The sequence below is a fragment of the Arthrobacter sp. TMN-50 genome, assembly GCF_054511125.1.
Genome location: NZ_JBTNDG010000014.1, coordinates 40,222 through 64,004 on the forward strand (window position 1 = coordinate 40,222; position 23,783 = coordinate 64,004).

The 23,783-nt window shown below is 63.6% G+C and carries 17 protein-coding genes, 1 tRNA gene and 1 pseudogene; 12 read left to right on the forward strand and 7 right to left on the reverse strand.

What is annotated here, in order from left to right; all coding sequences use genetic code 11:
- The first annotated feature begins 7 nt into the window (after positions 1 to 7).
- From trpB to pyk, 6 genes are all read left to right on the forward strand, one after another.
- Positions 8 to 1,342 (forward strand): tryptophan synthase subunit beta, encoded by a 1,335-nt coding sequence (gene trpB / locus ACX80A_RS13390; RefSeq protein ID WP_459260244.1) that lies wholly within the window; start codon positions 8 to 10, stop codon positions 1,340 to 1,342.
- Positions 1,339 to 2,139, forward strand: a complete 801-nt coding sequence (trpA, locus tag ACX80A_RS13395; protein WP_459260245.1) for a tryptophan synthase subunit alpha — start codon at positions 1,339 to 1,341, stop codon at positions 2,137 to 2,139. Before trpB ends, trpA begins: the two co-directional genes overlap by 4 nt.
- Before the next feature lie 3 nt (positions 2,140 to 2,142).
- Complete coding sequence (lgt, locus tag ACX80A_RS13400) at positions 2,143 to 3,234, forward strand: prolipoprotein diacylglyceryl transferase (protein ID WP_459260246.1); 1,092 nt, start codon at positions 2,143 to 2,145, stop codon at positions 3,232 to 3,234.
- 269 nt (positions 3,235 to 3,503) lie between these two features.
- Complete coding sequence (gene gltB / locus ACX80A_RS13405; RefSeq protein ID WP_459260247.1) at positions 3,504 to 8,312, forward strand: glutamate synthase large subunit; 4,809 nt, start codon at positions 3,504 to 3,506, stop codon at positions 8,310 to 8,312.
- Entirely contained in the window at positions 8,305 to 9,762 is a 1,458-nt protein-coding gene (locus tag ACX80A_RS13410; RefSeq protein ID WP_459260248.1) for a glutamate synthase subunit beta, read from the forward strand. Before gltB ends, ACX80A_RS13410 begins: the two co-directional genes overlap by 8 nt.
- 75 nt (positions 9,763 to 9,837) lie before the next feature.
- Positions 9,838 to 11,331 (forward strand): pyruvate kinase, encoded by a 1,494-nt coding sequence (gene pyk / locus ACX80A_RS13415; protein WP_459260249.1) that lies wholly within the window; start codon positions 9,838 to 9,840, stop codon positions 11,329 to 11,331.
- Positions 11,332 to 11,396: 65 nt separating this feature from the next.
- Here pyk and ACX80A_RS13420 read toward each other — a convergent pair whose 3' ends face one another.
- Positions 11,397 to 11,999, reverse strand: coding sequence for an ANTAR domain-containing response regulator (locus ACX80A_RS13420; RefSeq protein ID WP_459260250.1), 603 nt, complete (start codon positions 11,997 to 11,999; stop codon positions 11,397 to 11,399).
- 147 nt (positions 12,000 to 12,146) lie between these two features.
- Between ACX80A_RS13420 and ACX80A_RS13425 the strand changes: the two genes are divergently transcribed.
- Together ACX80A_RS13425 and ACX80A_RS13430 are read left to right on the forward strand one after the other, a co-directional pair.
- Positions 12,147 to 12,228, forward strand: a tRNA-Leu gene (locus ACX80A_RS13425).
- A gap of 1,127 nt (positions 12,229 to 13,355) precedes the next feature.
- Entirely contained in the window at positions 13,356 to 14,357 is a 1,002-nt protein-coding gene (locus ACX80A_RS13430; protein ID WP_459260251.1) for an extracellular catalytic domain type 1 short-chain-length polyhydroxyalkanoate depolymerase, read from the forward strand.
- Between the two features lie 146 nt (positions 14,358 to 14,503).
- On the opposite strand, the gene ACX80A_RS13435 is transcribed toward ACX80A_RS13430, so the two are convergent.
- The 5 genes from ACX80A_RS13435 to ACX80A_RS13455 form a co-directional block, all read right to left on the reverse strand.
- Positions 14,504 to 15,739: an MFS transporter gene (locus tag ACX80A_RS13435; RefSeq protein WP_459260252.1), complete on the reverse strand. Its 1,236-nt coding sequence runs from the start codon at positions 15,737 to 15,739 to the stop codon at positions 14,504 to 14,506.
- Between the two features lie 93 nt (positions 15,740 to 15,832).
- The gene (locus ACX80A_RS13440) at positions 15,833 to 16,576 is read right to left on the reverse strand and encodes an NADPH-dependent F420 reductase (protein WP_459260253.1); all 744 of its coding nucleotides are present in this window, start codon (positions 16,574 to 16,576) and stop codon (positions 15,833 to 15,835) included.
- A 220-nt stretch (positions 16,577 to 16,796) separates the two neighbouring features.
- Positions 16,797 to 17,192 carry a MerR family transcriptional regulator gene (locus tag ACX80A_RS13445; protein ID WP_459260254.1) on the reverse strand — a complete coding sequence of 132 codons (396 nt, stop codon included), beginning with the start codon at positions 17,190 to 17,192 and terminating at the stop codon, positions 16,797 to 16,799.
- A 114-nt stretch (positions 17,193 to 17,306) separates the two neighbouring features.
- Positions 17,307 to 17,588: a hypothetical protein gene (locus ACX80A_RS13450; RefSeq protein WP_459260255.1), complete on the reverse strand. Its 282-nt coding sequence runs from the start codon at positions 17,586 to 17,588 to the stop codon at positions 17,307 to 17,309.
- Positions 17,589 to 17,767: 179 nt separating this feature from the next.
- The gene (locus ACX80A_RS13455; protein ID WP_459260256.1) at positions 17,768 to 18,808 is read right to left on the reverse strand and encodes a LacI family DNA-binding transcriptional regulator; all 1,041 of its coding nucleotides are present in this window, start codon (positions 18,806 to 18,808) and stop codon (positions 17,768 to 17,770) included.
- Positions 18,809 to 18,978: 170 nt separating this feature from the next.
- Between ACX80A_RS13455 and ACX80A_RS13460 the strand changes: the two genes are divergently transcribed.
- The 4 genes from ACX80A_RS13460 (at position 18,979) to ACX80A_RS13475 (ending at position 23,570) form a co-directional block, all read left to right on the forward strand.
- On the forward strand, positions 18,979 to 20,274 hold the full coding sequence (locus tag ACX80A_RS13460; RefSeq protein WP_459260257.1) for a sugar ABC transporter substrate-binding protein: 1,296 nt from the start codon (positions 18,979 to 18,981) through the stop codon (positions 20,272 to 20,274).
- A gap of 31 nt (positions 20,275 to 20,305) precedes the next feature.
- On the forward strand, positions 20,306 to 21,277 hold the full coding sequence (locus tag ACX80A_RS13465) for a carbohydrate ABC transporter permease (protein WP_459260259.1): 972 nt from the start codon (positions 20,306 to 20,308) through the stop codon (positions 21,275 to 21,277).
- A 140-nt stretch (positions 21,278 to 21,417) separates the two neighbouring features.
- Positions 21,418 to 22,209, forward strand: a complete 792-nt coding sequence (locus tag ACX80A_RS13470; RefSeq protein ID WP_459260265.1) for a carbohydrate ABC transporter permease — start codon at positions 21,418 to 21,420, stop codon at positions 22,207 to 22,209.
- A complete protein-coding gene (locus ACX80A_RS13475; protein WP_459260261.1) occupies positions 22,206 to 23,570 on the forward strand; it encodes a glycoside hydrolase family 32 protein in 1,365 nt (454 codons plus the stop codon). The genes ACX80A_RS13470 and ACX80A_RS13475 overlap by 4 nt, the downstream gene beginning before the upstream one ends.
- Before the next feature lie 55 nt (positions 23,571 to 23,625).
- On the opposite strand, the pseudogene ACX80A_RS13480 reads toward ACX80A_RS13475, so the two are convergent.
- Positions 23,626 to 23,783, reverse strand: a pseudogene (locus ACX80A_RS13480) (IS3-like element ISAar4 family transposase); the annotation flags it as partial.

Genomic DNA, 23,783 nt, shown 5'->3' on the forward strand with positions numbered 1-23,783 from the left:
CAAGCTCATGACCGATTCGCCACAGGCAGCCAATGCCCCCTCCGAGGTTACCGAGGGCACCGCCGACGCCTTCCTCAACCCGACGGCCAGCCTCCGCCACGCGCCGGGGCCGTACTTCGGTGAGTACGGCGGCCGGTGGATGCCCGAGTCGCTGATCGCTGCCCTCGATGAGCTGACGGACACCTTCGACAAGGCCAAGGCAGATCCCGAGTTCACCGCCCAGGTGGCCGAGCTGAACCGGACCTACGCGGGCCGGCCGTCGCTGCTCACCGAAGCGAAGCGGTTCGCCGAGTATGCCGGTGGGGTGAGGGTGTTCCTCAAACGCGAGGACCTTAACCACACGGGTTCCCACAAGATCAACAACGTGCTTGGTCAGGCGTTGCTCGCCAAACGCATGGGCAAGACCCGAGTGATCGCCGAAACCGGCGCCGGTCAGCACGGGGTTGCCAGCGCCACTGCCGCAGCGCTGATGGGTCTCGAGTGCGTCGTCTACATGGGAGCCGAGGACTGCCGCCGTCAGGCGCTGAACGTGGCCCGGATGGAGCTACTCGGCGCCACGGTGATTCCTGTGACCAGCGGATCGCAGACCCTCAAGGACGCCATCAATGAGGCCCTCCGGGACTGGGTGGCCAACGTCGACACCACGCACTATCTGCTGGGCACGGCGGCTGGAGCTCACCCGTTCCCATCCCTGGTCAGGTACTTCCACGAGGTCATCGGCGAAGAGGCCCGCGAGCAGATGCTGGCGGAAACCGGCAAGCTGCCCGACGCCGTGTGCGCCTGCATCGGTGGCGGGTCCAATGCGATCGGCATGTTCCACGGCTTCCTCGACGACCCCGAGGTGGCTCTCTACGGCTTTGAAGCCGGTGGCGACGGCGTCGAAACCGGCCGCCATGCCGCGACCATCACCCTCGGACGCCCGGGTGTGCTGCACGGCGCCCGCTCCTACCTGATGCAGGACGACGACGGCCAGACCATCGAGTCGCACTCCATCTCGGCCGGACTCGATTACCCGGGTGTCGGCCCCGAGCACGCCTACCTGGCGGACATTGGCCGGGTCAGCTACGAACCGATTACCGACGCCGAGGCAATGGACGCCTTCCGGGTGCTGTGCCGCAGCGAGGGAATCATCCCCGCCATCGAGACAGCCCATGCCCTCGCGGGCGCCATCAAGGTGGGCCAGCGCCTTGCCGCCGAGGGTGGTGACCCGGCGGAGAAAATTATCCTGATCAACCTCTCCGGCCGTGGCGACAAGGACGTGGCGACTGCTGCCGAATACTTCGACCTGCTGCCGGACGACAGCGCCGAAGCCGAAATCGGAAAAGACGGGGAACAGCTGTGAACACCCAGACCACCAGCAAAGCTGCTGCAGCGATCGACCGGGCGCGCGATGCCGGGCGGGCCGCCCTGATCGGGTACCTCCCCGCAGGCTTCCCCGATGTGCAGACCACCATCGACGCGGCAGTGGCCATGTCCCAGAACGGCGTGGACCTGATCGAAATCGGGATCCCGTATTCGGACCCCGTGATGGACGGCCAGGTCATTCAGGACGCCACCGTACAGGCCCTGAAAAACGGGTTCACTGTCGAGAGAATCTTCGACATCGTCGCGGGCATCACTGCCCAGACCGACGCCGCCGTCCTGGTGATGACCTACTGGAATCCCGTCATGCAGCTGGGTGTGCGAGAGTTCGCCAGGCGCCTGCATGAGGCCGGGGGAGCAGGCCTGATCACTCCAGACCTGATTCCAGACGAGGCCGGCGAATGGCTGGCCGCCTCCGACGAGTTTGGCCTGGACCGGGTCTTCCTCGTGGCCCCGTCCACCAGCCCGGAACGCATGGAACGCACCGTCAAAGCGAGCCGTGGCTTCGTCTACGCCGTCTCCATCATGGGCATCACCGGCGCACGCACGGCCGTCAGTTCGGCGGCGCGCGCCGTCGTCGACGCCGCCCACGGCGCAGGTGCCGACCGCGCCTGCGTGGGGTTGGGGGTCTCCACCGCCGCACAGGTCAAGGAGATCGCCGCCTACGCCGATGGCGTGATCGTGGGAACCGCCCTCGTCGCCGCCCTCCGCGACGGCGGCATCCCCGCTCTCGCAGCATTGACCAAAGATCTGAGCAGCGGAACGGGAAAGAGCTAAGTCATGCGAATTGTGAGCACCATCGGGGCGCTTCCCGCCAGTATTCCCAGCCCGCCGGCGGAATGGGCGTCCATCAGCCTCGGGCCGCTTACCCTCTACACCTACGCCCTATGCATCCTGGCCGGCATTGTCCTCGCGCTCCTGCTCACCATCGCGCGTTGGAAACGGTACGGCGGAAACCCCGACGTGATCTGGGATGTCGCCATCTGGGCCATTCCCTTCGGCATCCTCGGCGGACGGCTCTACCACGTGGTTTCGTCACCCGACGCCTACTTCGGCCCCGACGGCGACCTCTCCCGCATCCCACGCATCTGGGAAGGCGGCCTCGGTATCTGGGGTGCCATCGCCCTCGGCGCCGTGGGCGCCTGGATCGGTTGCCGCCGGTCGGGCGTCCGCCTCAGCGCGTTCGCCGACGCGGCGGCGCCCGGAATCCTCCTGGCGCAGGCCATCGGACGGCTGGGCAACTGGTTCAACCAGGAACTCTTCGGCGCGCCCACCACGCTGCCCTGGGGACTGGAAATCGACCCCGAGAACCCCAACTTCCCCGACGGCGTCCCGGTCGACACGCTCTTCCACCCCACCTTCCTCTACGAAATGCTGTGGAACCTCGCCGGTGTTGCTCTGTTACTGCTGCTCGACAAGCGGTTCCGACTCCGCGGCGGCATGATGTTCTGGGCCTACGCCGCCTTCTACACGGCTGGCCGGGTCTGGATCGAAGCGCTCAGGATTGACGACGCCGAACTGGTCACCCTCTTCGGCGTCACCCAGCGACTCAACGTGTGGACCAGCATCCTGGTGCTCCTTGGATCAATCGCTGTCCTGATCTACCTGGGCGTCAAACGCAAGGGCGCCGACACGCCATCGTTGTATCTTCCAGGCCGGGAGCCGGCACTGGACGGTGCTGAGACTGAGACTGAGACTGACTCCGGCCTGAACGCTGCTTCGAACGCCGACTCAGATGCCCGAGTGACGGACACAGAGGAAACGAAATCCACTACCCGTGGTAATCTCGTCGAAACAACTGGCAGTCGGGAATACCTTCCGGAAACGGAAGTGACATCGGACACGCCAAGGGATAAGGATTCCCGCCCCTAGCGTCCAGGGCCACCGCCCACACTGGACTTAGCCACAGCGACGTGGCCCCCGGCGCCCTCGGCAGAACACCCCTCTCCCGGCGCACCGGTCATGGCCGGGCATAGCAGTGCCTGTTCGTTCTGTAATCGTTGTCTCAGGGACCTCCGGGAAACGTCAGCCAAGCCATAGAATTTCCATTAGTTCATGCAGTGCGCAGCCTAAAAGGGCTGCAGACCTGGGGCCAAGGCCGTCCCCTCCCGACGCTCCATTCTGGGGGAAGGACTCTACCTATGAATACTCCCACTTCCGGCACCACCACCGGCGGCAACACCACAGCTGATAACGCCGTGCTCAATAACGCTGTGCTCAATGACGCTGCGTCCAAGAACCTAATGCCTGGCAGTTCGGCAACCGACGCCCAGGCTCCGCACGAGCCAGCCGCGTCGATCGTCGACGATGCTCCCACCGAGGTCGCCAGGCCCGACCGCGCCGGCCCAGCCGTCGAGTCGCCCTTCGACCGGTTCGCCACCATCCCCGAAGCCAAGGGACTCTACAACCCGGAGAACGAGAAGGACGCCTGCGGCCTCGCCGTCATCGCCACCCTCCGCGGCGAGCCCGGACACGACATCGTCGACCATGCGCTCACCGCACTGCGTAACCTTGAACACCGCGGCGCCGTGGGCGCCGATGAGGGAACCGGTGACGGCGCTGGCCTACTCACGCAGGTACCCGACGAATTTTTCCGGGCCGTCGTTGACTTCGACCTCCCACCGGCCGGGCAGTACGCCGTCGGGACCGCTTTCCTCCCCGCCGAGGGCCGTGAGGAACAGACCGCGCGCGCCGGGCTGGAAGCCATCGCCGAGTCCGAGGGAATGGTTGTCCTGGGCTGGCGGGACGTTCCCATCCAGACCGATCTTGTCGGCGCCATGGCCCGTGCCTGCATGCCCCACTTTGTGCAGCTTTTCCTGGCACCGAGCGACTCCGCTCCCAGCAACGCAACACCCGTCAACGCAACACCCGTCAACGCAACACCCGTCGACATCGACGCGCTGGCGTTCCGGGTCCGGAAGCGTGCCCAGAACAAACTCGGCGTCTACTTCCCCTCGCTGTCGTCGAAGACCATGGTCTACAAGGGCATGCTCACCACAGCGCAACTGGAGCCGTTCTACCCCGACCTCTCCGATCCACGGTTCAAGACCAAACTGGGGATCGTGCACTCACGGTTCTCCACCAACACGTTCCCATCCTGGCCGCTGGCGCAGCCGTTCAGGACCATCGCCCACAACGGCGAGATCAACACGGTCAAGGGCAACCGGAACTGGATGCGCGCCCGCCAATCGCAGCTGGCCCACAGCCTGCTCGGCGACGACCCGGAAGAGTTGTTCCCCATCTGCACCCCAGGTGCGTCGGACTCCGCGTCGTTTGATGAGGTGGCCGAACTGCTGATGCTGTCCGGGCGGCCGATCACCCACGCCATCATGATGATGATCCCCGAGGCGTGGGAAAACCACTCCACCATGGACCCCGCCCGGCGTGCGTTCTATCAGTACCACTCGATGCTGATGGAGCCGTGGGACGGTCCGGCCGCCGTGTCCTTCACCGACGGCACCCTCGTCGGCGCTGTCCTGGACCGCAACGGACTCCGCCCCGCCCGCTACTGGGTGATGGAGGATGGGCTGGTGGTGCTCGCCTCAGAGGTGGGCGTCATCGACATCGAACCGTCCAAGGTGGTGCACAAGGGCCGGGTGTCCCCGGGCAAGATGTTCCTCGTCGACACCGAGGAAGGCCGGGTGATTGAAGACCAGGAGATCAAGGCCGACATCGCCTCAGCCAACCCGTGGGGCGAATGGGTCAAGGACAACCTCCTGCACCTGAAGGACCTCCCCGAACGCGAGCATGTCCTGCACACCAAGGCATCCATCAACCGGCGGCAGCGCACCTTCGGGTACACGCAGGAAGAACTGCGCATCCTCATCGGGCCGATGGCCAAAGCTGGCGCCGAACCGCTGGGCGCCATGGGTTCCGACACCCCGGTGGCAGTGCTGTCCAAACGCCCGCGGCTGCTCTTCGACTACTTCGTGCAATCCTTCGCGCAGGTCACCAACCCGCCCCTGGATTCCATCCGCGAGGAACTGGTCACGTCGCTGCGGGCCTCGATCGGCCCGAACGGCAACCTGCTCTCCACCCGGCAGGTGCACGCCCGGCAGGTGGGCCTGAGCTTCCCCGTCATCAACAACGACGAGCTGGCCAAGATCGCGAATATGTCCAACGACGACGGCGAACGTATCAGCATGAAGGTGCGTGGCCTGTACCGCCCCGAGGGGGGCGAGGCGTCCCTGCGGGCACGGCTCACCGAAATCTGCGAGCAGGTTTCCAGCGCCATCAACCGTGGCATTCAGTACATTGTGCTTTCCGACCGTGACTCTAATGCGCAATGGGCGCCGATCCCTTCGCTTCTGCTCACCAGCGCCGTCCACCATCATCTGTTGAAGAGTGCCAACCGCACCAAGACCTCGCTCGTGGTCGAGGCCGGGGATGTGCGCGAGGTCCACCACGTCGCTGCGTTGATCGGCTACGGTTCTTCAGCCATCAACCCCTACCTGGCCATGGAGAGCTGCGAGGAGTTGGTCCGCAACGGCGACATCACCGGCGTCACCGCGGAGCAGGCCGTTGCGAACCTCATCAAGGGGCTCGGCAAGGGCGTTTTGAAAATCATGTCCAAGATGGGCATCTCAACCGTTGGCTCCTACTGCGGCGCCCAGACCTTCGAGGCGCTCGGTCTTGGCCAGGACCTGGTTGACGAATACTTCCACGGCACCCAGACCCAGCTCGGCGGCGTCGGACTGGATGTGCTGGCGGCTGAAACGGCGGCACGCCACGCCAGCGCGTACCCCGAGGACGGCATCGACGATCCGCACCGAAGCCTAGACAACGGCGGCGAATACCAGTGGCGCCGTGAAGGACCACCCCACCTGTTCAACCCGGAGACCGTTTTCCGGCTCCAGCACGCCACCCGCGAGCGGCGCTATGACATCTTCAAGCAGTACACCCGCGGTGTGGATGACCAGTCCAAGGAACTGATGACCCTGCGCGGCCTCCTTCAGTTCAAGGAGGGGGTGCGTGAGCCGGTCTCCATCGACGAGGTGGAGCCGGTCTCCAGCATCGTCAAGCGGTTCTCCACTGGGGCCATGAGTTACGGGTCCATCTCCCAGGAGGCCCACGAGACGCTGGCCATCGCCATGAACCGGCTGGGCGGCAAATCCAACACCGGCGAGGGCGGCGAGGACGTCGACCGGCTACTCGACCCGGAGCGCCGATCCGCCATCAAGCAGGTCGCTTCGGGCAGGTTCGGCGTCACCAGCCTGTACCTGACCAACGCCACAGACATCCAGATCAAGATGGCACAGGGGGCCAAGCCCGGCGAGGGCGGCCAGCTAATGAGTCAGAAGGTCTACCCCTGGGTGGCCCGGACCCGGCACTCGACGCCCGGCGTGGCGCTAATCTCGCCGCCGCCGCACCACGACATTTACTCCATCGAGGACCTTGCCCAGCTTATCTATGACCTGAAGCGGTCCAACCCGTCGGCCCGCGTGCACGTGAAGCTGGTCTCCGAAGTGGGGATCGGTACCGTGGCGGCCGGGGTGACCAAGGCCAAGGCCGACGTCGTGCTCATCTCCGGGCACGACGGCGGTACCGGCGCCAGCCCCCTGAACTCCCTCAAGCATGCGGGGGTCCCGTGGGAGCTGGGACTGGCCGAAACCCAGCAGACCCTGATGCTCAACGGGCTTCGCGACCGCGTTGTGGTACAGGTGGACGGACAGCTCAAGACCGGGCGCGACGTCGTCATCGCGGCGCTGCTCGGCGGTGAGGAGTTCGGGTTTGCGACGGCGCCGCTGGTCGTCTCCGGCTGCATCATGATGCGTGTCTGCCACCTTGATACCTGCCCGGTGGGGGTCGCCACCCAGAACCCCGAGCTTCGCAGCAGATTTACCGGCAAACCCGAGTTTGTGGTCAACTTCTTCGAGTTCCTCGCCGAGGAGGTCAGGGAAATTCTGGCCAGCCTGGGCTTCCGGTCCATCGAAGAGGCCATCGGTCACAGCGAATCACTTGATGCCCGCAAGGCCATCAATCACTGGAAGGCCGATGGGTTGGATCTCGATCCGATCCTGCGCGGCAACGAATTCGGCGACGACGCGCCACTGCGGAACATGACCACCCAGAACCACGAACTGGATCAGCACTTCGACCGGAAGCTCATCGAGATGAGTGCCGACGCACTGGAAAACCGTTCACCGGTGCGGATCTCGGTCGACGTCGTCAACACCGACCGCTCGGTCGGCACCATGCTGGGCCATGAAGTGACCCGCCTGTTTGGCGTCGACACCCTCGCCACGGACACCATCGACATCACCCTGACCGGGCAGGCGGGCCAGTCGCTCGGAGCATTCCTGCCAGCGGGCATCACGCTGCGGCTGTTTGGAGACTCGAACGACTACGTGGGCAAAGGGCTGTCCGGCGGCCGGGTGATTGTGCGACCGGACCGTTCCAACGTGTTCGCCGCGGACCGCAACGTCATTGCGGGCAACGTGATCGGCTACGGGGCGACCAGCGGTGAGATCTTCCTCCGCGGTCAGGTGGGGGAGCGCTTCCTGGTCCGAAACTCGGGTGCCACGGCCGTCGTCGAAGGCATCGGCGACCACGGCTGCGAGTACATGACCGGCGGGCAAACCCTGATCCTCGGGCGGACCGGACGGAACTTCGGGGCGGGCATGTCTGGTGGAACCGCCTACGTGCTGGACCTCAACCGGCAGCGCATGAACATCCAGAGCCTTGAGAACGGTGAGCTGCAGCTCGTTGACCTCGATGCTGAGGACGTCGAGATTGTCCGTCAACTGATGATCAAGCACGTAGAGGAGACCGAATCGACGTTGGCGGCGCACCTGCTGGACAACTTCGAGGACACCGTTGCCCGGCTCACCAAGGTGCTGCCGCGCGACTACGCAGCGGTGCTTGATGCGAGGGCCGCAGCCATCGAAGAAGGCCTCGACCCCGACGGCGAAGAAGCTTGGACCCGAATCTTGGAGGTAACCGGTGGGTGATCCACGCGGATTCATGAAGGTACGCGAACGCCAGACCCAACCCCGACGGCCTGTGCCGGTCCGGATTATGGACTGGAAAGAGGTGTACGAGGCGCAGGAGAAGGGCGTCCTCAAGGCCCAGGCCGGGCGCTGTATGGACTGCGGCATCCCGTTCTGCCATCAGGGCTGCCCGCTGGGCAACCTGATCCCGGAGTGGAACGACCTCACCTACCGGGACAAGGGCAGGGAAGCGATCGAGCGTCTCCACGCCACCAACAATTTCCCCGAATTTACTGGCCGGCTGTGCCCTGCACCGTGTGAGGCTTCCTGCGTGCTGGGGATCAACCAGCCGCCGGTCACCATCAAGCAGGTGGAGGTTTCCATCATCGATGAGGCCTTCGCCGAGGGCTGGGTCGAGGCGCACCCGCCCGAGCGATTGACGGACCGGACCATCGCCGTCGTCGGCTCCGGCCCGGCAGGCCTGGCCGCCGCGCAACAGCTGACCCGGACCGGGCACACCGTTGCGGTCTACGAGCGCGACGACAGGATTGGCGGACTCCTGCGCTACGGGATCCCCGACTTCAAGATGGAGAAGCACCACCTGGAGCGTCGGCTTGACCAGATGCGCGCCGAAGGCACCCGGTTCAGGACCGGCGTCGAAGTAGGCAAGGACATCAGCTGGGATCAGCTGCGTCGCCGCTACGACGCCGTCGTGGTGGCCACTGGAGCCACCATTCCCCGCGACCTGCCCATCCCGGGGAGGGAACTGGAGGGCGTCCATTTCGCCATGGACTATTTGGTGCAGGCCAACCGGGTGAGTTCGGGCGGCGTCGTCGATGACCAGATCCATGCCGAGGGCAAGCACGTGGTTATCCTCGGGGGCGGCGACACCGGTGCTGACTGCCTCGGCACCGCCCACCGGCAGCACGCCGCGTCGGTGACGACGCTGGCCATCGGGCAGCAGCCGCCCGCAGACCGCGCTGCACACCAGCCATGGCCTACCTTTCCTACCCTGTTCGACGTTGCCAGCGCCCACGAGGAAGGTGGCGAGCGAACCTACCTCGCCTCCACCGTCGAATTCGTCGGCGAGAACGGCAAGTTGGCCGCAATCCGGGTGGCCGAGACGGAATTCGTCAACGGTCGCCGGGTCCCGAAGGCCGGCACCGAGCGCGATATCCCAGCCGATCTGGTGTTCCTCTCACTCGGCTTCACCGGACCGGAGCGGGCGGGCATCACCGAGCAGGTGCAGGCGGAGTTCGACGAGCACGGGAACATTGGCCGGGATGGTTATTACATGACCAACACGCCCGGGATTTTTGCGGCCGGCGATGCCGGTCGCGGACAGTCGCTGATTGTCTGGGCCATCGCCGAAGGGCGCGCTTGCGCTGCAGCAGTGGATCAGTGGCTGATGGGGGAGACAAAGCTACCGGCGCCGGTTGCTCCGACCGACCGCGCCATGGCTGTGCTCTGATTGCACTATCCCGCCGACAGGCGACCGCGCACGACTACCACCACCACCGATCACAACACGACTAGGCTAGGTTTTATGAGACGCGCAAAAATTGTTGCAACATTCGGCCCCGCGATTGCAAGCTACGAGAACACCCGGGCGGTGTTGAAAGCTGGCGTGGACGTTGCCCGGATGAACATGAGCCATGGCGATCACGGTGTGCACAACCAGACCTACGAGTTCGTACGGCAGGCCGCTGAGGAACTGGGCCGCCCCGTCGCTATTTTTGCTGACCTGCAGGGACCAAAGATCCGGCTTGGCCGTTTTGTCGATGGTCCGCACGTGTTGGTCCCGGGTGACACCTTCACCATCACCACCGAGGACGTTGGCGGCACCCAGGAGATCTGCTCGACCACCCACCTTGGATTGCCCAGGGACGTCAACGTAGGTGACACCCTGCTGATTGACGACGGCAAGGTGGCGATGCGGGCTACCGAGGTTGACGACGTCAAGGTTGTCGCCGTCGTCACCGTGGGTGGCGCGGTGTCCAACAACAAGGGCATCAACCTACCGGGCGTCGCTGTGAGCGTGCCAGCGATGAGTGATAAGGACGAGGCCGACCTTCGGTGGGCCATTCAGCGCGGCGTCGACATGGTGGCGTTGTCCTTCGTGCGGAACGCGTCCGACGTCGTCCGCGTCCACGAGATCATGGATGAGGAGGGACGCCGCGTTCCTGTTATCGCCAAGATTGAGAAGCCGCAGGCGGTGGATGCGATTGAGGAAATCATCGACGCGTTCGATGCCATCATGGTGGCGCGTGGGGACCTGGGCGTTGAGCTGCCGCTCGAAGAGGTGCCCATCGTGCAGAAGCGGGCCATTGAGCTCGCCCGTCGCTGGGCCAAGCCCGTTATTGTCGCCACGCAGGTGCTCGAGTCGATGATCGACAACCCCCGGCCGACGCGCGCCGAGGCCTCCGACTGCGCCAACGCGGTCCTGGACGGCGCGGACGCCGTCATGCTCTCCGGCGAGACCAGCGTGGGCAAGTACCCCATGGAGACCGTGCAGACGATGGCCAACATCATCGAATCCACGGAAAAGCATGGGCTGGACCGGGTGCCCCCACTCGGCAGCAAGCCCAAGACCCGCGGCGGCGCGATCACCCGTGCAGCCGTGGAAATCGCCGACCAGCTGGACGCCAAGTACATCTGTACCTTCACGCAGTCCGGCGACTCGGCTCGTCGCCTGTCGCGCTTAAGGCCGACCAAACCGGTGTTCGCGTTCACGCCGGTGCAGTCGACGCTGAACACGATGGCGATGATCTGGGGCATCCAGCCGATGCTCGTAGAGTTCGTTGAGCACACCGACCAGATGACTGCCCAGGTGGATCGGGTGCTGCTCGAGCAGGGTCTGGTGGAGCCCAACGATCTGGTGGTCATTGCTGCCGGTTCGCCTCCCGGACAAGCCGGCTCAACCAACTCGATCAAGGTCCACAAGGTGGGCGACATTGCCGACGCCGGACAGCTGCCTAGTGGCTACACCCCGAACAAGGAAAAGGTCGGCCCGTGGCCGGTCAGGAACAAGCTCAAGTAGGCCCGTAGCTGCAGAAGGGCCCTGCCAGAATAATCTGGCGGGCCCTTCTGCTTGTTCGCGTGTAGTTAGTTGACCTGGTTGATGATGGTTTCGGCGACCTCGCGCATGCTGAGGCGGCGGTCCATGGACGTCTTCTGGATCCAGCGGAAGGCCTCAGGCTCGGTGAGGCCCATCTTGGTGGTCAGGAGGCTCTTGGCGCGCTCCACGAGCTTGCGGGTGGCGAACTGTTCCTGCAGGCCCGAGACCTCGTTTTCCAGCGCCTTGATCTCTTCGTGCCGGGAGAGGGCGATCTCGATGGCCGGAATCAGGTCTGCCGGGGTGAACGGCTTGACCACATAGGCCATGGCGCCGGCGTCGCGGGCCCGCTCCACCAGTTCCTTCTGGCTAAACGCGGTCAGCAGGACCACGGGGGCGATGCGCGCCTTCACGATCTGCTCTGCGGCGGTGATGCCATCCATGACGGGCATTTTCACGTCCATCAGGACCAGATCGGGTTTGTGCTCCTTGGCCAGCTGCACTGCCTTTTCGCCGTTGTCGGCTTCGGCGACGACGTCGTACCCTTCACCGCGAAGGATCTCCACAATGTCGAGACGGATGAGGGTTTCATCCTCGGCAACAATGACGCGCCGCGCAACACCCGAGACGGTCGGCTCGTTGGATTCAGACACAGCAGGCTCCTTGTTCAATCAATCAAATTGCCCAGCCGGGCAGTGCCCGTTGCCGGTTCACTGAAACAGCCTATCGGCATGTAGAGTAGTTTCGCGCACTGACGAAGACTTGAGTTGTACATCTCATATACGTTGGGGCGCAGGTTAGCCCGAATGGCGGAATTGGCAGACGCGCTGCACTCAAAATGCAGTATCGAAAGATGTGTGGGTTCAAGTCCCACTTCGGGCACACGTTTCTTCTTGTCAGAGGCTGTTTTGCTCTCTGACTGTGCACAAACCGGCTCAGATGGTGAACAGGGTGTGCCTGTTTCGGTGGGTGGGTTGCAATCTTCCTTTGGGGTTCGCCTCCTTTCTCTTCTGAAGCCCTTGGTGGGCTTTCTCACTACTTCATGGGGGGAGTGACGGGGAGGGTACATGACTTCGGTGAATGTTTTTCTCCAAAGCTAATTCCTCGAGAGATCCTCTCGGGCGAAGCGGCAGTACAAGGGTCCGGTCCCACCATCCATCGTGTGTAGACGGTGAACAGCACACCTTCAGCGCCGGTATTGGGGTAGATTGCCACCATCTTTGCGTAGCTGATTCAGCGTCTGGCTTCGACAGATCGACGCGGAGGGTTGGCCCTACGTGATTATCGACGGCTGTGATGCAGACCAGCCTTTAGTGGTTGTATGTTCCTTCTCCTTCAGCGACTGGCCGGCACCGGGCGTGTGTGTCAGATAGGTGTGTCGTTCTGATATGGGAATTACCGCTGGGTACGAGGGCCGGAGTGCAACTTGGGGAACCGGCGGTGGGCCAAAATTTCGCTAGGAAATAAGCGACGGAGGAGCCGAACGAAATTCGGCCGGGTCCCGGCGCCTCGCTCTCTGGTTGTGCGAAGGACCCGCCCAGCGATGATGGGAAATCAGAATGACAAACAGCGATGATGCTCCTAGTCATTCATGGGTGTGCTTCGGCGGCACGGCATGACCCCCGGAAGTCCGTCAACCGGCGCCAATCAAGCGGCGGGGAGGGCCGGGCCACCAGCCCATCCAAGGCAAAAGCGGCTCCGCAGGAATCTCAATGATGTTGTCAATCGTCCGAACCTTGTTCATAGGCCCAACCGTCATAGTCCTCCGGTCAACTGTCTGAGCGTTGAAGTTAGGCCCCCGTACGCCTGTTGCCGTTTGCGAACGGGGCTGTGGTGACCGTGTTGCTTGCAGACGGGGACCGTTCATTCCCAAGAAACGGCATGCGTCGACACAACGACGCTCGCCCGCGAGGTTGTAACAGTGGGAGGACGATGATAGCCATTATCCGTTCGCTGGTATCATCGGTGAACGTTCAATGCCCTACCTCAATGAAGAGAAAAGAGCTCCTATGCCCCGCCGACTTAGCGCACTTGGCATTGCTGGACTTGTCCTCGCCGCGTCGCTTGCTGCAGCTCCACCAGCGAGTGCCGCACCAGCGGACGGCGCTGGTTCTCAACAGGGCCGGTCCCAATGTGAGCTCGACCCCGGACGCACCACCATCACCGTTTCATCGGGTGGCCGTGATCGCACCGTCGTCGTGCATGTCCCCTCTACGGGCAAAAAAGCCCGGGCTCTACCACTCGTCCTTGACCTGCACGGCAGTAACAGCACACCCGCCGAGCAACTGACCAGGTCGCAGCTCGATCAGACGGCCGAGCGCGAAGGGTTCATCGTCGCCGCGCCGCAAGGTGCGATTCCAGCACCCGCTGGGTTCGTTTGGAATGTGCCCTTCACCGCGACCGACATCGCGGGCGCTCCGGACGATACAGCCTTCCTGCGGGATCTCATCGGCACGCTTGTCGCCAATGGCTGTGCGGACGAACGCCGAGTATACGCAGCGGGCTACTCGGGCGGCGGGCGTATGGTGTCTCAGTTTGCCTGCGAAAACCCGGAACTCGTCGCAGCGATCGCACCTGTTGCCGGTTTGCGCGCCGGAGGCCGGCTCACGACGGCAGACGGCGTCATCCCTGATCCCGCCACTTGTTCACCCAGCCAGGAAGTTCCGGTGATCACCTTCAACGGCACTGCCGACCCGGTCAACCCGTTCGCCGGTGGAGGAGCAGCTTACTGGGGCTACGGTGCACTGGCTGCATCAGAGCGGTGGGCGGATATCAACGGCTGCCACACTGCGAAGGAAACACGTATCAGCCCTAATGTCTCGTTAATAACTCACCGTGGTTGCCCCAAGAATGCCACCGTGCAGCAGTACGTCGTCGATGGTGGGGGTCATACCTGGCCCGGCGGTAACGCTGCTGCCTTCCCCGGGGCAGGCGTAACCACACAGGAAATCAACGCCAATGACCTGATGTGGGACTTCTTCGAGCAGCACAAGACCCGCTCGTCCCATTGACGTGGGATTCCTTCTCTCTGGTGTAGGCACACAAGGCACGATCAGGCCGGTCACCGGTTCTTGCGGACCGGTGACCGGGGCCTTGTTGTAGGGGCGAGGTGCGTGTCATGACTATGAGCACGTCGACTCGTAGGATGCTCGTGTTGTTATGCAAGTTTCGGAGGTTTGACTGCCCCGAGGATGATGGCGCCGATTACGGAGGCGAGGCCACCGAGGAAGAAGGCAGTTTGCACGCCGGCGCCGTCGACGAGGAGCCCGCCGATGAATGCGCCGAGAGCGATCGCGACCTGGAACACCCCTGTCTGGAGTCCGCCGATGCTCTCAAGGCGAGCCGGTTCGGCCCGTGCGAGCCAGGTCCCGATGACCGTCGGCAAGCCACCGAAACCGGCACCCCAGAGCGCGGCTGCAACGAAGAGCAGAACAGGGCTGCTGCCCATGAAGACGAAGGCGATTATCGCGAGGCCGAGGGCGAGCGGGAAGACCAACGCCGCGACGCGCAGCGTCTTGTCGGCCAGGGGTCCGGCGATCAGGTTGCCGCCGACGATGCCGAGCCCGTAGACCAGGAGCAGGACAGCGAGCTGCTCGGGATCGAGCCCGCCGACCTCGGTCGCTGCGGGACGGATGTAGGTGAAACCGGCGAAGTGGCCGGCGCCCATGAGGGCCATGGTGAACAGGCAGAGCAGGACCATGCGGGAGCGCAGTGTCTGGATCAGGGGCCGGAACCCGCTTGAAGGGCCGGTGAGCATTGAAGGCAGGGCGAAGAATTGGATGACGATGGCGATGATGCCGACGCCCGCGGCTAGCGCGAACACCACACGCCATCCCCAGATCTCGCCAAGCAGCGTGCCCAGCGGAACCGCGGCAACGGTGGCCAGAGTCACGCCCACATTCACGATCGTCAGACCCAGACCGAGTCTCGATGCCGGAACGAGGCGCGCCGTAATGGAGATCGCCAGCGCCCAGAACCCGCCGATCGCGATGCCGAGCAGGACGCGGGCGGCCAGAAGGATCGGGTAGGTCGGCGCGATCGCCACCAGTACATCCGAGACGACGGCCAGCGCCGAAAGGATGAGCATCAGGTGCCGGCGGTCCACGCGCGAGAGCACTACAGGGATGGTGATGCCGGAGATGGCTGCGACGATGGCGGTGATGGCGACGGACTGACCGGCCACACCCTCGGTCACTCCCAGGTCCGCGGCGACCCGGGACAGGAGGCTTGCCGGCAGGAATTCGGCCATGACGAGGGCGAAGACGCCCACGCTGAGCGAGACCACTCCCGCCCATGATGGTTTCTGCGTCGGGCCCGCACTATCGGACGGACTGTCGGGCCGCGATCCGTTAGAGCCGGTGTCGTGTGTTGCTGTTGCTTCGTGAGAAGTCATTCGGTCTTCATCCTGGCTTGCTTATGAGCACGCACCGGTAGGTGCGCGTCGGTGCTTTTGGGTGGGTGAGGTGAAAGTTGTGGGGCCGTAGCGTCAGCTGTAGCAGGCACGGTTGATGGCGACGAGGAACTTTCCGTCAGGCCTGCCGCCAGCGGCGATGTACCCGCCGATGGCGACCATGGCCAGGTCCCGGCGCTGCGGAACACGCTCCTTCTCGGCGGCTGCCAGGAAGGCCGGCATCTCCTCACGCGAACGATCCGTGCAGTAGACGGGGGCGCCGGGCTGCTGGCGCCACGACTCCGCGAGGACCCCGGCGTCGACAGCATCGAAGCCGGTCTGCTCCACCAGGGACATCGCCACCTTCCGGTGGTCGTCACGGTCGGCTGCCACCGGAATGGCCACCCGGCCTGCCGCGCCGGCCTCGGCGGCCTTCGCGTCGAACGACTGGGACGTGATGGCATTCCAGGCCTTGGTCACGGGGCGGCCGAACAGCTCGGACAACCAGATGCTTTCGGGCTGCCCCTCAGCGAAGGCGGGGACGATGCCGTCGCGGGCTGGGTAGTAGTTGGACGTGTCGATGACGACGGCAGCCTCGGGTGCGCGCCGGACGTGGGCGGCGATGTCCTCGTTGCGGTTCATGGGGACCGAGACGATGAGGACGTCGACGTCGGTGGTCGCTTCGGGGGCCGTGACGGCTCGCGCGCCGGTACTCAAGGCTGTGGCAGCGATCGTCTCCGGGCCGCGGGAGTTCGCGATCACTACGTCATGTCCATGGCGGCTGAGGCGCCGGGCGATGGTCGAGCCGATTGGGCCCGCGCCGATGATTCCGATTTTCATGTGTCTCCCTAGTGCAGTACCTGTCCTTCCATCATCAACATTGCCATTAGTGTGAAGGTCAAATCGAGGGTGTCACAAAGCCGTAGTACCTCAAGGTGAGGTGATGCACCCACACCGCTACCGCCGACCATTGCGGGGCGGTTCTCCTGAGGTCGCAGGTCGCAGGTCGCAGGTCGCTTACAGGAGACCGCGCACCTACGCAGAGGGCAGGTCCCTGCGGCTAAGCCGACTGTCGTTCGCGAGAGTTCGTTCTACTGCCAGCGGCCTCCAGTGCCTGGACGTATCGGGAGACAGCGTCCCGGTTCTGCGCAAGGACGTCGATCTTCTGCGTCATCCGGTCCCGTTCCTGCCGCAGGATCTCCAGAAGTTCCGGGTCAGGGTCGTCGACCACAACGGTTTGCGGCTGGTTCAAGCACGGCAGGATGTTGCCGATTATCCTGGTCGGGATGCCCGTATCGATGAGACCGCGGATCTTCGCTACGCGGTCCACCAGGTATTCGTCATACTCCCGGTAACCGTTGTCGAGGCGGCGCGGTGTGACCAACCCTTGCTCCTCGTAGTACCGGAGCATCCGAGCTGGCACACCGGATTTTTGTTCGAGTTCGCCTATACGCATGCCCGCTCCTTCGGTTGGTATGGATTCGTGTAAACCCTCACATTACTGTAAAGGCGGCGCGGTGAGCTACGTGTGCGGAGTCTGAAGCGGTGCCTGTGGTGCGCGATGAGCTTCTTACAGCTGCCCGCGTATTCGGCTCGTAGCGGCGGTAGTGCGGAGTTGTTCACGGACCCGCTCGTAGGTTTCGCCGAGCGTCGCCTGGTGACCAGCATCAATGAGTTCGGCCCATTCGTCGAAGGCGGCGCGGACTGCTATCCCGGCGAATTCGGTCACGAGGCGTGCTTCTTCGGGACTCACCCTGCCCTCGAAAGCCGTCGAGATGCGTTGTGCGACCGACCAGCATCCTGCCGCGTCGAGGGAGAACGCGGCAGTACGCAGTTGCGGTTCGTGGAACATGAGGCGGCGTACACGCAGCTGGTGCTGTTGAGACGCGGTGCCGCGAGCTGATCTCGTAAGTGCGCGGTTCGATGTCAGACCTCTGATGAGAGCTCAGTGAACGTGTCGGCGCTGACTTGCTGATCGTTTGGTCCAATAGCCGTGTTCAATAGCGCGTTGCCGGCGCACCGGTTTGGGCGTCAGGAGGTGAAGCTCTCGGTGTCGCGAGGCGCGCCTACCGACCCGCGGATAATGATCGGCATTGGCACGAGGAGACGCCCCTCTCCTCCGCCTAGCAACACATCGACCGCTTGGCGTCCCATTTCCTCGTAAGGGATTTGCGCCGTGGTCAGACCAGGGCGGAGGTATGACGCGATTTCGTCGTCGTCAAACGATACGACCGACATGTCCTCAGGGATTCGCAGACCCGCCTCCTGCAAGGCTTGATAAGCCCCGAAGGCAAGACGGTCATTGGAGCAAACGATGCCAGTGGGTATTTCCGGTCCGTTCAACATTTTTCGCATGGCTTCGTAACCACCCACGGGCTCCCAAGGTTCGACCGTGACGCGCTCCAGGAAGTCGACTCCGGCCTCCGCCAGAGTTGCGTCCAGCCCGGCAAAACGTGCGCCGACCGTGACCGACACTCGCGGATCGGTCGCGGCCGAGCGTGAGTTGCCAATGAGCGCGATGCGACGATGACCGGCGTCCAGGAGCTGGCGGGCAATCGCTCGTCCGGCCCTCTCCTCGTCGGGAAGGATCGAAGGTTCACCTGTCGGGCTAGATGCGTTCAGCAGCACCACGCGGACATCACTTGCAACTGCGGGAACGTCTATCTCTTTCGCCCCCATCAGCCCGACGATTATCCCGTCGGCTCGGCGGGCCAGCATCGCGTCGAGTGCTGGTGCGGTCTTTCGCGGATCGCGGCCGGTTTCAGCGATAAGCACGGTGTGCTCCCGCTGCTCGGCGGTGTCCAAGACGCCACGGATCATCGCGGACGCGAAGCGGGTGACGGTGACCTCGTCTGAGAGGAAACCGATCGTGCGTGTCTTACCCAGGCGCAGGCTTTGAGCCGCGGGATCCGGGCGGTACCCGAGTTCAGCGGCAGCGGCCTTTACGCGCAAAACGGCGTCCGTCGACAGTCGGGAACCCGGCCGATTATTCAGAATCAGGCTGACAGAGGTCTTGGAGAGGCCGGTGCGTTCGGCAACATCGGCAAGGGTGACACGACGTGACGGTCTCATGAAATTCCTCTCGTCCTCAGGCGTCGGGCGCTCAATCCTGGTACGGCCAGCAAAGATGCTTCACAACGAATGCTAAACCAATTTACCAAAACCCCTTGGCGCGACTCGCGGTGCGTGTTATCGTAGTCTTGCTAAATCAATTTAGCATAACTAGTTCAAAGGAGAACAACGTGAAAAAATCCCCCTTACGTGTCGTAACGGCCTCCGTCACTCTCGCTGCCCTGACCCTCGGTCTAGGTGCCTGCGCCCCGCGCCCCGGCGGTGCCGATAGTGCGAACGGCGAAATCACGCTCTGGACGCATAACGCAGGCAATGACGCCGAGCTTGACGCGATCCAGAGCATTGTTGATGACTACAACGCCAGTCAGGACACGACCACGATCAAGGTCCAGGCCTTCCCGCAGGACTCTTACAACGACTCTGTCGTCGCCGCTGCCGCCGCCGACAAACTGCCCTGTATCGTCGACATCGACGGCCCGAACGTCCCGAACTGGGCCTGGGCGCAGTACCTCACCCCGCTCGAACTGCCCGGCGTTGACCTCGACTCGTTCCTCCCCTCTGTCAAAGGAGTCTGGGACGATGAGCTCTACTCCATCGGCTACTATGACGTCGCGCTGACGATGCTCTCGCGCACTTCCATCCTTGAGGAGAACGGGATCCGCATCCCCACCATCGACGAGCCCTGGACCAAGGACGAATTCAACGCCGCCCTCGCCACCCTAGAGGCGACCGGTCAGTGGGACTACCCGCTCGACCTCGGAACCGCAGGGACCGGTGAATGGCTGCCCTACGCGTACTCCCCATTCCTCCAGTCCGCTGGGGGCGACCTGATCGACCGGAGCGACTTCCAAAGCGCGGAAGGCGTGCTGAACGGCCCGGAAGCGGTCGAGTGGGCCGAGTGGTTCCAGAGCCTCGTCGACAACGGCTACATTGCGAAGAAAAGCGGTGAGGACGCCACCCTTGACTTCCAGAACGGCAAGTCCGCTATTACCTACTCCGGCAGCTGGGCCTACGCCGCAGCGAAGGAAACTTTCGGCGACGACTTCGTCGCCCTGCCCAGCGTCGACCTCGGCATTGGCCCCAAGATTGGCGGAGGCTCTTGGCAGTGGGGCGTGACCACCGGCTGCTCCGACACTGAAGCCGCCATGGACTACCTGGCCTTCTCCCTCCAGCCCGAGAACATCGCAGCCGTCGCGGAAGCGACAGGCACCATTCCTGCATCGAACGAAGCCGCCCAGCTGGTCGAGGGCTACGAAGAGGGCGGTGAACTCGCTTCCCTGCGCGCATACTCCGAGGAGTTCGCGGTGCTGCGTCCAGAAACACCGGCCTATCCCTTCATCGCGACCGAATTCGGTGCTGCGGTCTCCGACATCCTCGACGGAGCCGACCCGCAGTCAACCCTCGACTCAGCGGTGAAGGCAATCGACCAGAACATCGCCTCCAGCGACGGCTACTCGCAGAAGTGACGATGAGCGCCGAGTCGATCGAGAGCATGTCATGACTTCCAACGACGCGTCCTCTGTGGCGCCGCTTGAGCCCGTCGCCGTTGCCGCACTCACGTCGCGGGGACCGCGTCTGCGACGGACCACCGACCGCAACCTCCGTGCTGAGAAGCGCGTGGGTCTTGCCATGGTCGCCCCGGCGCTCATCCTCCTCCTGCTGTTCGTTCTAATCCCCGCCGGACTCGCCTTCGGCCTAGCGTTCACGAACGCACGGCTGATCTCGCCCAACCCGGCTTCCTTCAGCGGAGCGGACAACTTCGTCCGACTCTTCCAGGACGCCGCATTCGGCCGGGCGCTGCTGAACGTCGGTTACTTCGGAATAGTTGTTGTCCCGCTCCAGGCGGGCCTCGCCCTTGTGATGGCCATGCTCATCAACACCCGGGTACGCGGCACGACGTTCTTCCGCACGATCTATTTCCTGCCGGTGGTCACCTCGATGGTCGTCGTGTCGCTCCTGTGGAGCTTCATGTATCAGCAGGACGGCCTGCTCAACACGCTGCTCTCAAACCTCACTTTCGGCATCGTTCAGGGCCCCGACTGGCTAGGCAATCCCGCGACATCGATGCCGTCGATCATCCTGATGTCGGTGTGGCAGGGCGTCGGCTTCCACATGATCATCTGGCTCTCGGGCCTGCAGACGATCTCGCAGGAGCTTTACGAAGCGGGTGACATTGACGGCACGAGCGCATGGCAGCGCTTCCGTTACATCACTTGGCCGGGCCTGCGCGCGACGCGAAGCCTCATCCTCGTCACCATCACCATCTCGGCGCTGAGCCTTTTCACCCAGGTGAGCGTCATGACGCAAGGCGGGCCCCTCGACTCCACCACCACCGTCGTCTACCAGGCCGTCGAGCGTGGTTTCCGGCAGCAGGAGACCGGCTACGCCTCGGCGATCTCACTCGTGTTCTTCGCAATCGTGCTCGTCATCTCGGGCGTCCAACGCTTCCTGACCAGAGAGAAGGCATGACCATGGCCCTCATTGCCACCGTCCGACGGCGTCGTCGGACCAGCGCCGCTCCCTCCCCATTCGGCCGTCCTCGCGTGGGCTGGTACGGATGGCTCGCCCGCATCGCGCTCGTGATCGTCTTCGCGTTCCCGCTGCTATTCATGCTGGTCTCCTCACTCAAGCCCGACCAGCAGATCTTCGGTGACCTGAACTCGCTTGCGGCATTCCTGCCCATCGGGAACGTGTCGTTCGACAACTACACAGCGGTCTTCGACCGGGTGCCCGCAGCACGATTCCTGGTCAACTCCATCGGGATCTCGGCCGTCACGGTCATCCTCGGGGTGATTATCAACAGCCTCGCCGCGTTCGCTCTCTCGCGAATGCAGATCCCGTTCAAGCGCGCGATCCTCACCCTGATCATCGCAACGCTCATCATCCCCTTCGAAACCCTCGCGCTGCCGCTGGTGTGGTGGGTCAACCAGCTGCCGAACATCGGCGTCGACAGCCTCGGCATCTATATGACACAGGGCTGGCTCGACTCGTACCACGTCCAGATTCTGCCCTTCATCGTGAACGCCTTCTCGATCTACCTGTTCCACCAGTACTTCGAGTCAATCCCAAAGGAGCTCGACGAAGCAGCACGGATGGACGGTGCCGGCTGGTTCACCATCTACCGCAAGATCGTCATGCCACTCGCCGGCCCGGCCGTCGCGACGGTCGCGATCCTGACCTTCCTCCCAGCGTGGAACTCCTACCTCTGGCCGCTGATGGTCATTCAGACGGAGGAGCTGCGCCCCGTAATGCTCGGCGTGCAATACTTCTCGCAACTGAACACCTCCTGGGGTCAGATCATGGCCTACTGCTCAATGATCACCCTTCCCGTCATCGCACTCTTCGTGGCCTTCCAACGCTCCTTCGTCAATTCGATCGCTTCGACAGGAGTCAAAGGATGATCACAACAGCCCTCTCCACCCGCCCTGCGGTGCACTTCACCCCCAAACGCAACTGGATGAACGACCCCAACGGCCTTATCCATCACGATGGTCGATACCACCTGTACTTCCAGCACAACCCCTACGGCGACGACTGGGGTCATATGAGCTGGGGACACGCCTCAAGCGCCGACTTGCTCGACTGGACCGAACATCCCATCGCCCTACTCCAGGACGAGAACGAAGCGGTGTTCTCGGGATCGATCGTCTTCGATGCCCGGAACAGCTCGAACCTCGGGACAACCGAGCAACCTCCGCTCATCGCCCTCTACACCTCTGCCCGGCAGGGAAGCCAGGCGCAGGCGCTTGCGTCAAGCACCGACGGCGGGGAGACCTGGGTCAAACACGGGATAGTGCTCGACAGAGGCACGACCGATTTCCGCGATCCGAAGGTATTCCGCTACCTCGACCACTGGATCCTCATCGCCGTCGAGGCCCTCGATCGCCAAGTGCACCTCTTCCGCTCCGACGACCTGCAGAACTGGAGCCCGCTATCAGTGTTCGGCCCGGCGGGCGCCCCCGAGGGCATCTGGGAGTGCCCCGATCTTTTCCCGATCGATGACCGCTGGGTTCTGGTGCTCTCCATGAATCCGGGCAACCCCGCCGGCGGCTCTGGCATGCAATACTTCGTCGGCGACTTCGACGGCACCACCTTCACAGCCACGTCTTGGGACTGGCTGGACAGAGGCCGTGACTTCTACGCCGCGGTCACAGTGTCGGACGCCCCAGCACCCGTGCTTATCGGCTGGATGAGCAACTGGGACTACGCCCACGCTATCCCGTCGTCACCCTGGCGAGGCTCGACAACACTGCCCCGCCGGCTCGAGCTGCGCGGCGAACGTCTCATACAACGTCCGGCCGTGAACCCGGTGAACCCGCCCCACTACTCGGCAAGTCCACCCGCATTGTCCGACGTCGCCGTCCCTCTTCCCGAGGACGCACATGGGCGAGCAGCACGGATCAAGCTCGTGGCACGGCCAGGACGAGGAGCCGTGGACCTGGTGCTGCGCGCCTCTCCTGACGGCACGGTCGGTACCACGGTGCGACTCGTCACCGGAAAATTATCCGTTGACCGCCGACGCTCGGGAAATATTAGCTTCTCGGAGACGTTCGCCTCCGTGTCTCAGGCACCGCTCGTCCCCAGCGCGACAGTCGAACTCGACGTGTGGATCGACATTTCCTCGGTTGAAGTCTTCGCCGAGGACGGCGCGGTCACCATCACCGAACAAATTTTCCCCGCCGACGAAAACACCACCGTGTTCCTTCGAGCGACCGAGGATGCAGTAGTGCAGTCAGTGGAGGTCACTGTCCTCCAGCGCTGAAAGGCGCGCACTGGGCTGCTGCGTGATTTTCGGACAGCGGAGTTAGTGTTTTCTCTTACGCTGCCTGGTGTGGCTGCTGGTAACTGTAATGGACATCGTTGGGGTAATCGAGGGCGGAATGCCGCCGTCGGCTGTTGTAAAACCCTTCAATGTAGCGGATAACGTCCTTGCGGGCTTGCTCTTTTGTGGCGTAGACCGTGCGGTAGACTCGCT

Excerpts from the sequence above, each read along its gene's own strand:
- trpB (WP_459260244.1), top strand. The coding sequence starts at position 8 with ATGACCGATTCGCCACAGGCAGCCAATGCCCCCTCCGAGGTTACCGAG.
- lgt (WP_459260246.1), top strand. The coding sequence starts at position 2,143 with ATGCGAATTGTGAGCACCATCGGGGCGCTTCCCGCCAGTATTCCCAGC.
- gltB (WP_459260247.1), top strand. The coding sequence starts at position 3,504 with ATGAATACTCCCACTTCCGGCACCACCACCGGCGGCAACACCACAGCT.
- pyk (WP_459260249.1), top strand. The coding sequence starts at position 9,838 with ATGAGACGCGCAAAAATTGTTGCAACATTCGGCCCCGCGATTGCAAGC.
- ACX80A_RS13430 (WP_459260251.1), top strand. The coding sequence starts at position 13,356 with ATGCCCCGCCGACTTAGCGCACTTGGCATTGCTGGACTTGTCCTCGCC.
- ACX80A_RS13435 (WP_459260252.1), bottom strand. The coding sequence starts at position 15,739 with ATGACTTCTCACGAAGCAACAGCAACACACGACACCGGCTCTAACGGA.
- ACX80A_RS13440 (WP_459260253.1), bottom strand. The coding sequence starts at position 16,576 with ATGAAAATCGGAATCATCGGCGCGGGCCCAATCGGCTCGACCATCGCC.
- ACX80A_RS13445 (WP_459260254.1), bottom strand. The coding sequence starts at position 17,192 with ATGCGTATAGGCGAACTCGAACAAAAATCCGGTGTGCCAGCTCGGATG.
- ACX80A_RS13450 (WP_459260255.1), bottom strand. The coding sequence starts at position 17,588 with ATGTTCCACGAACCGCAACTGCGTACTGCCGCGTTCTCCCTCGACGCG.
- ACX80A_RS13455 (WP_459260256.1), bottom strand. The coding sequence starts at position 18,808 with ATGAGACCGTCACGTCGTGTCACCCTTGCCGATGTTGCCGAACGCACC.
- ACX80A_RS13465 (WP_459260259.1), top strand. The coding sequence starts at position 20,306 with ATGACTTCCAACGACGCGTCCTCTGTGGCGCCGCTTGAGCCCGTCGCC.
- ACX80A_RS13470 (WP_459260265.1), top strand. The coding sequence starts at position 21,418 with ATGCTGGTCTCCTCACTCAAGCCCGACCAGCAGATCTTCGGTGACCTG.
- ACX80A_RS13475 (WP_459260261.1), top strand. The coding sequence starts at position 22,206 with ATGATCACAACAGCCCTCTCCACCCGCCCTGCGGTGCACTTCACCCCC.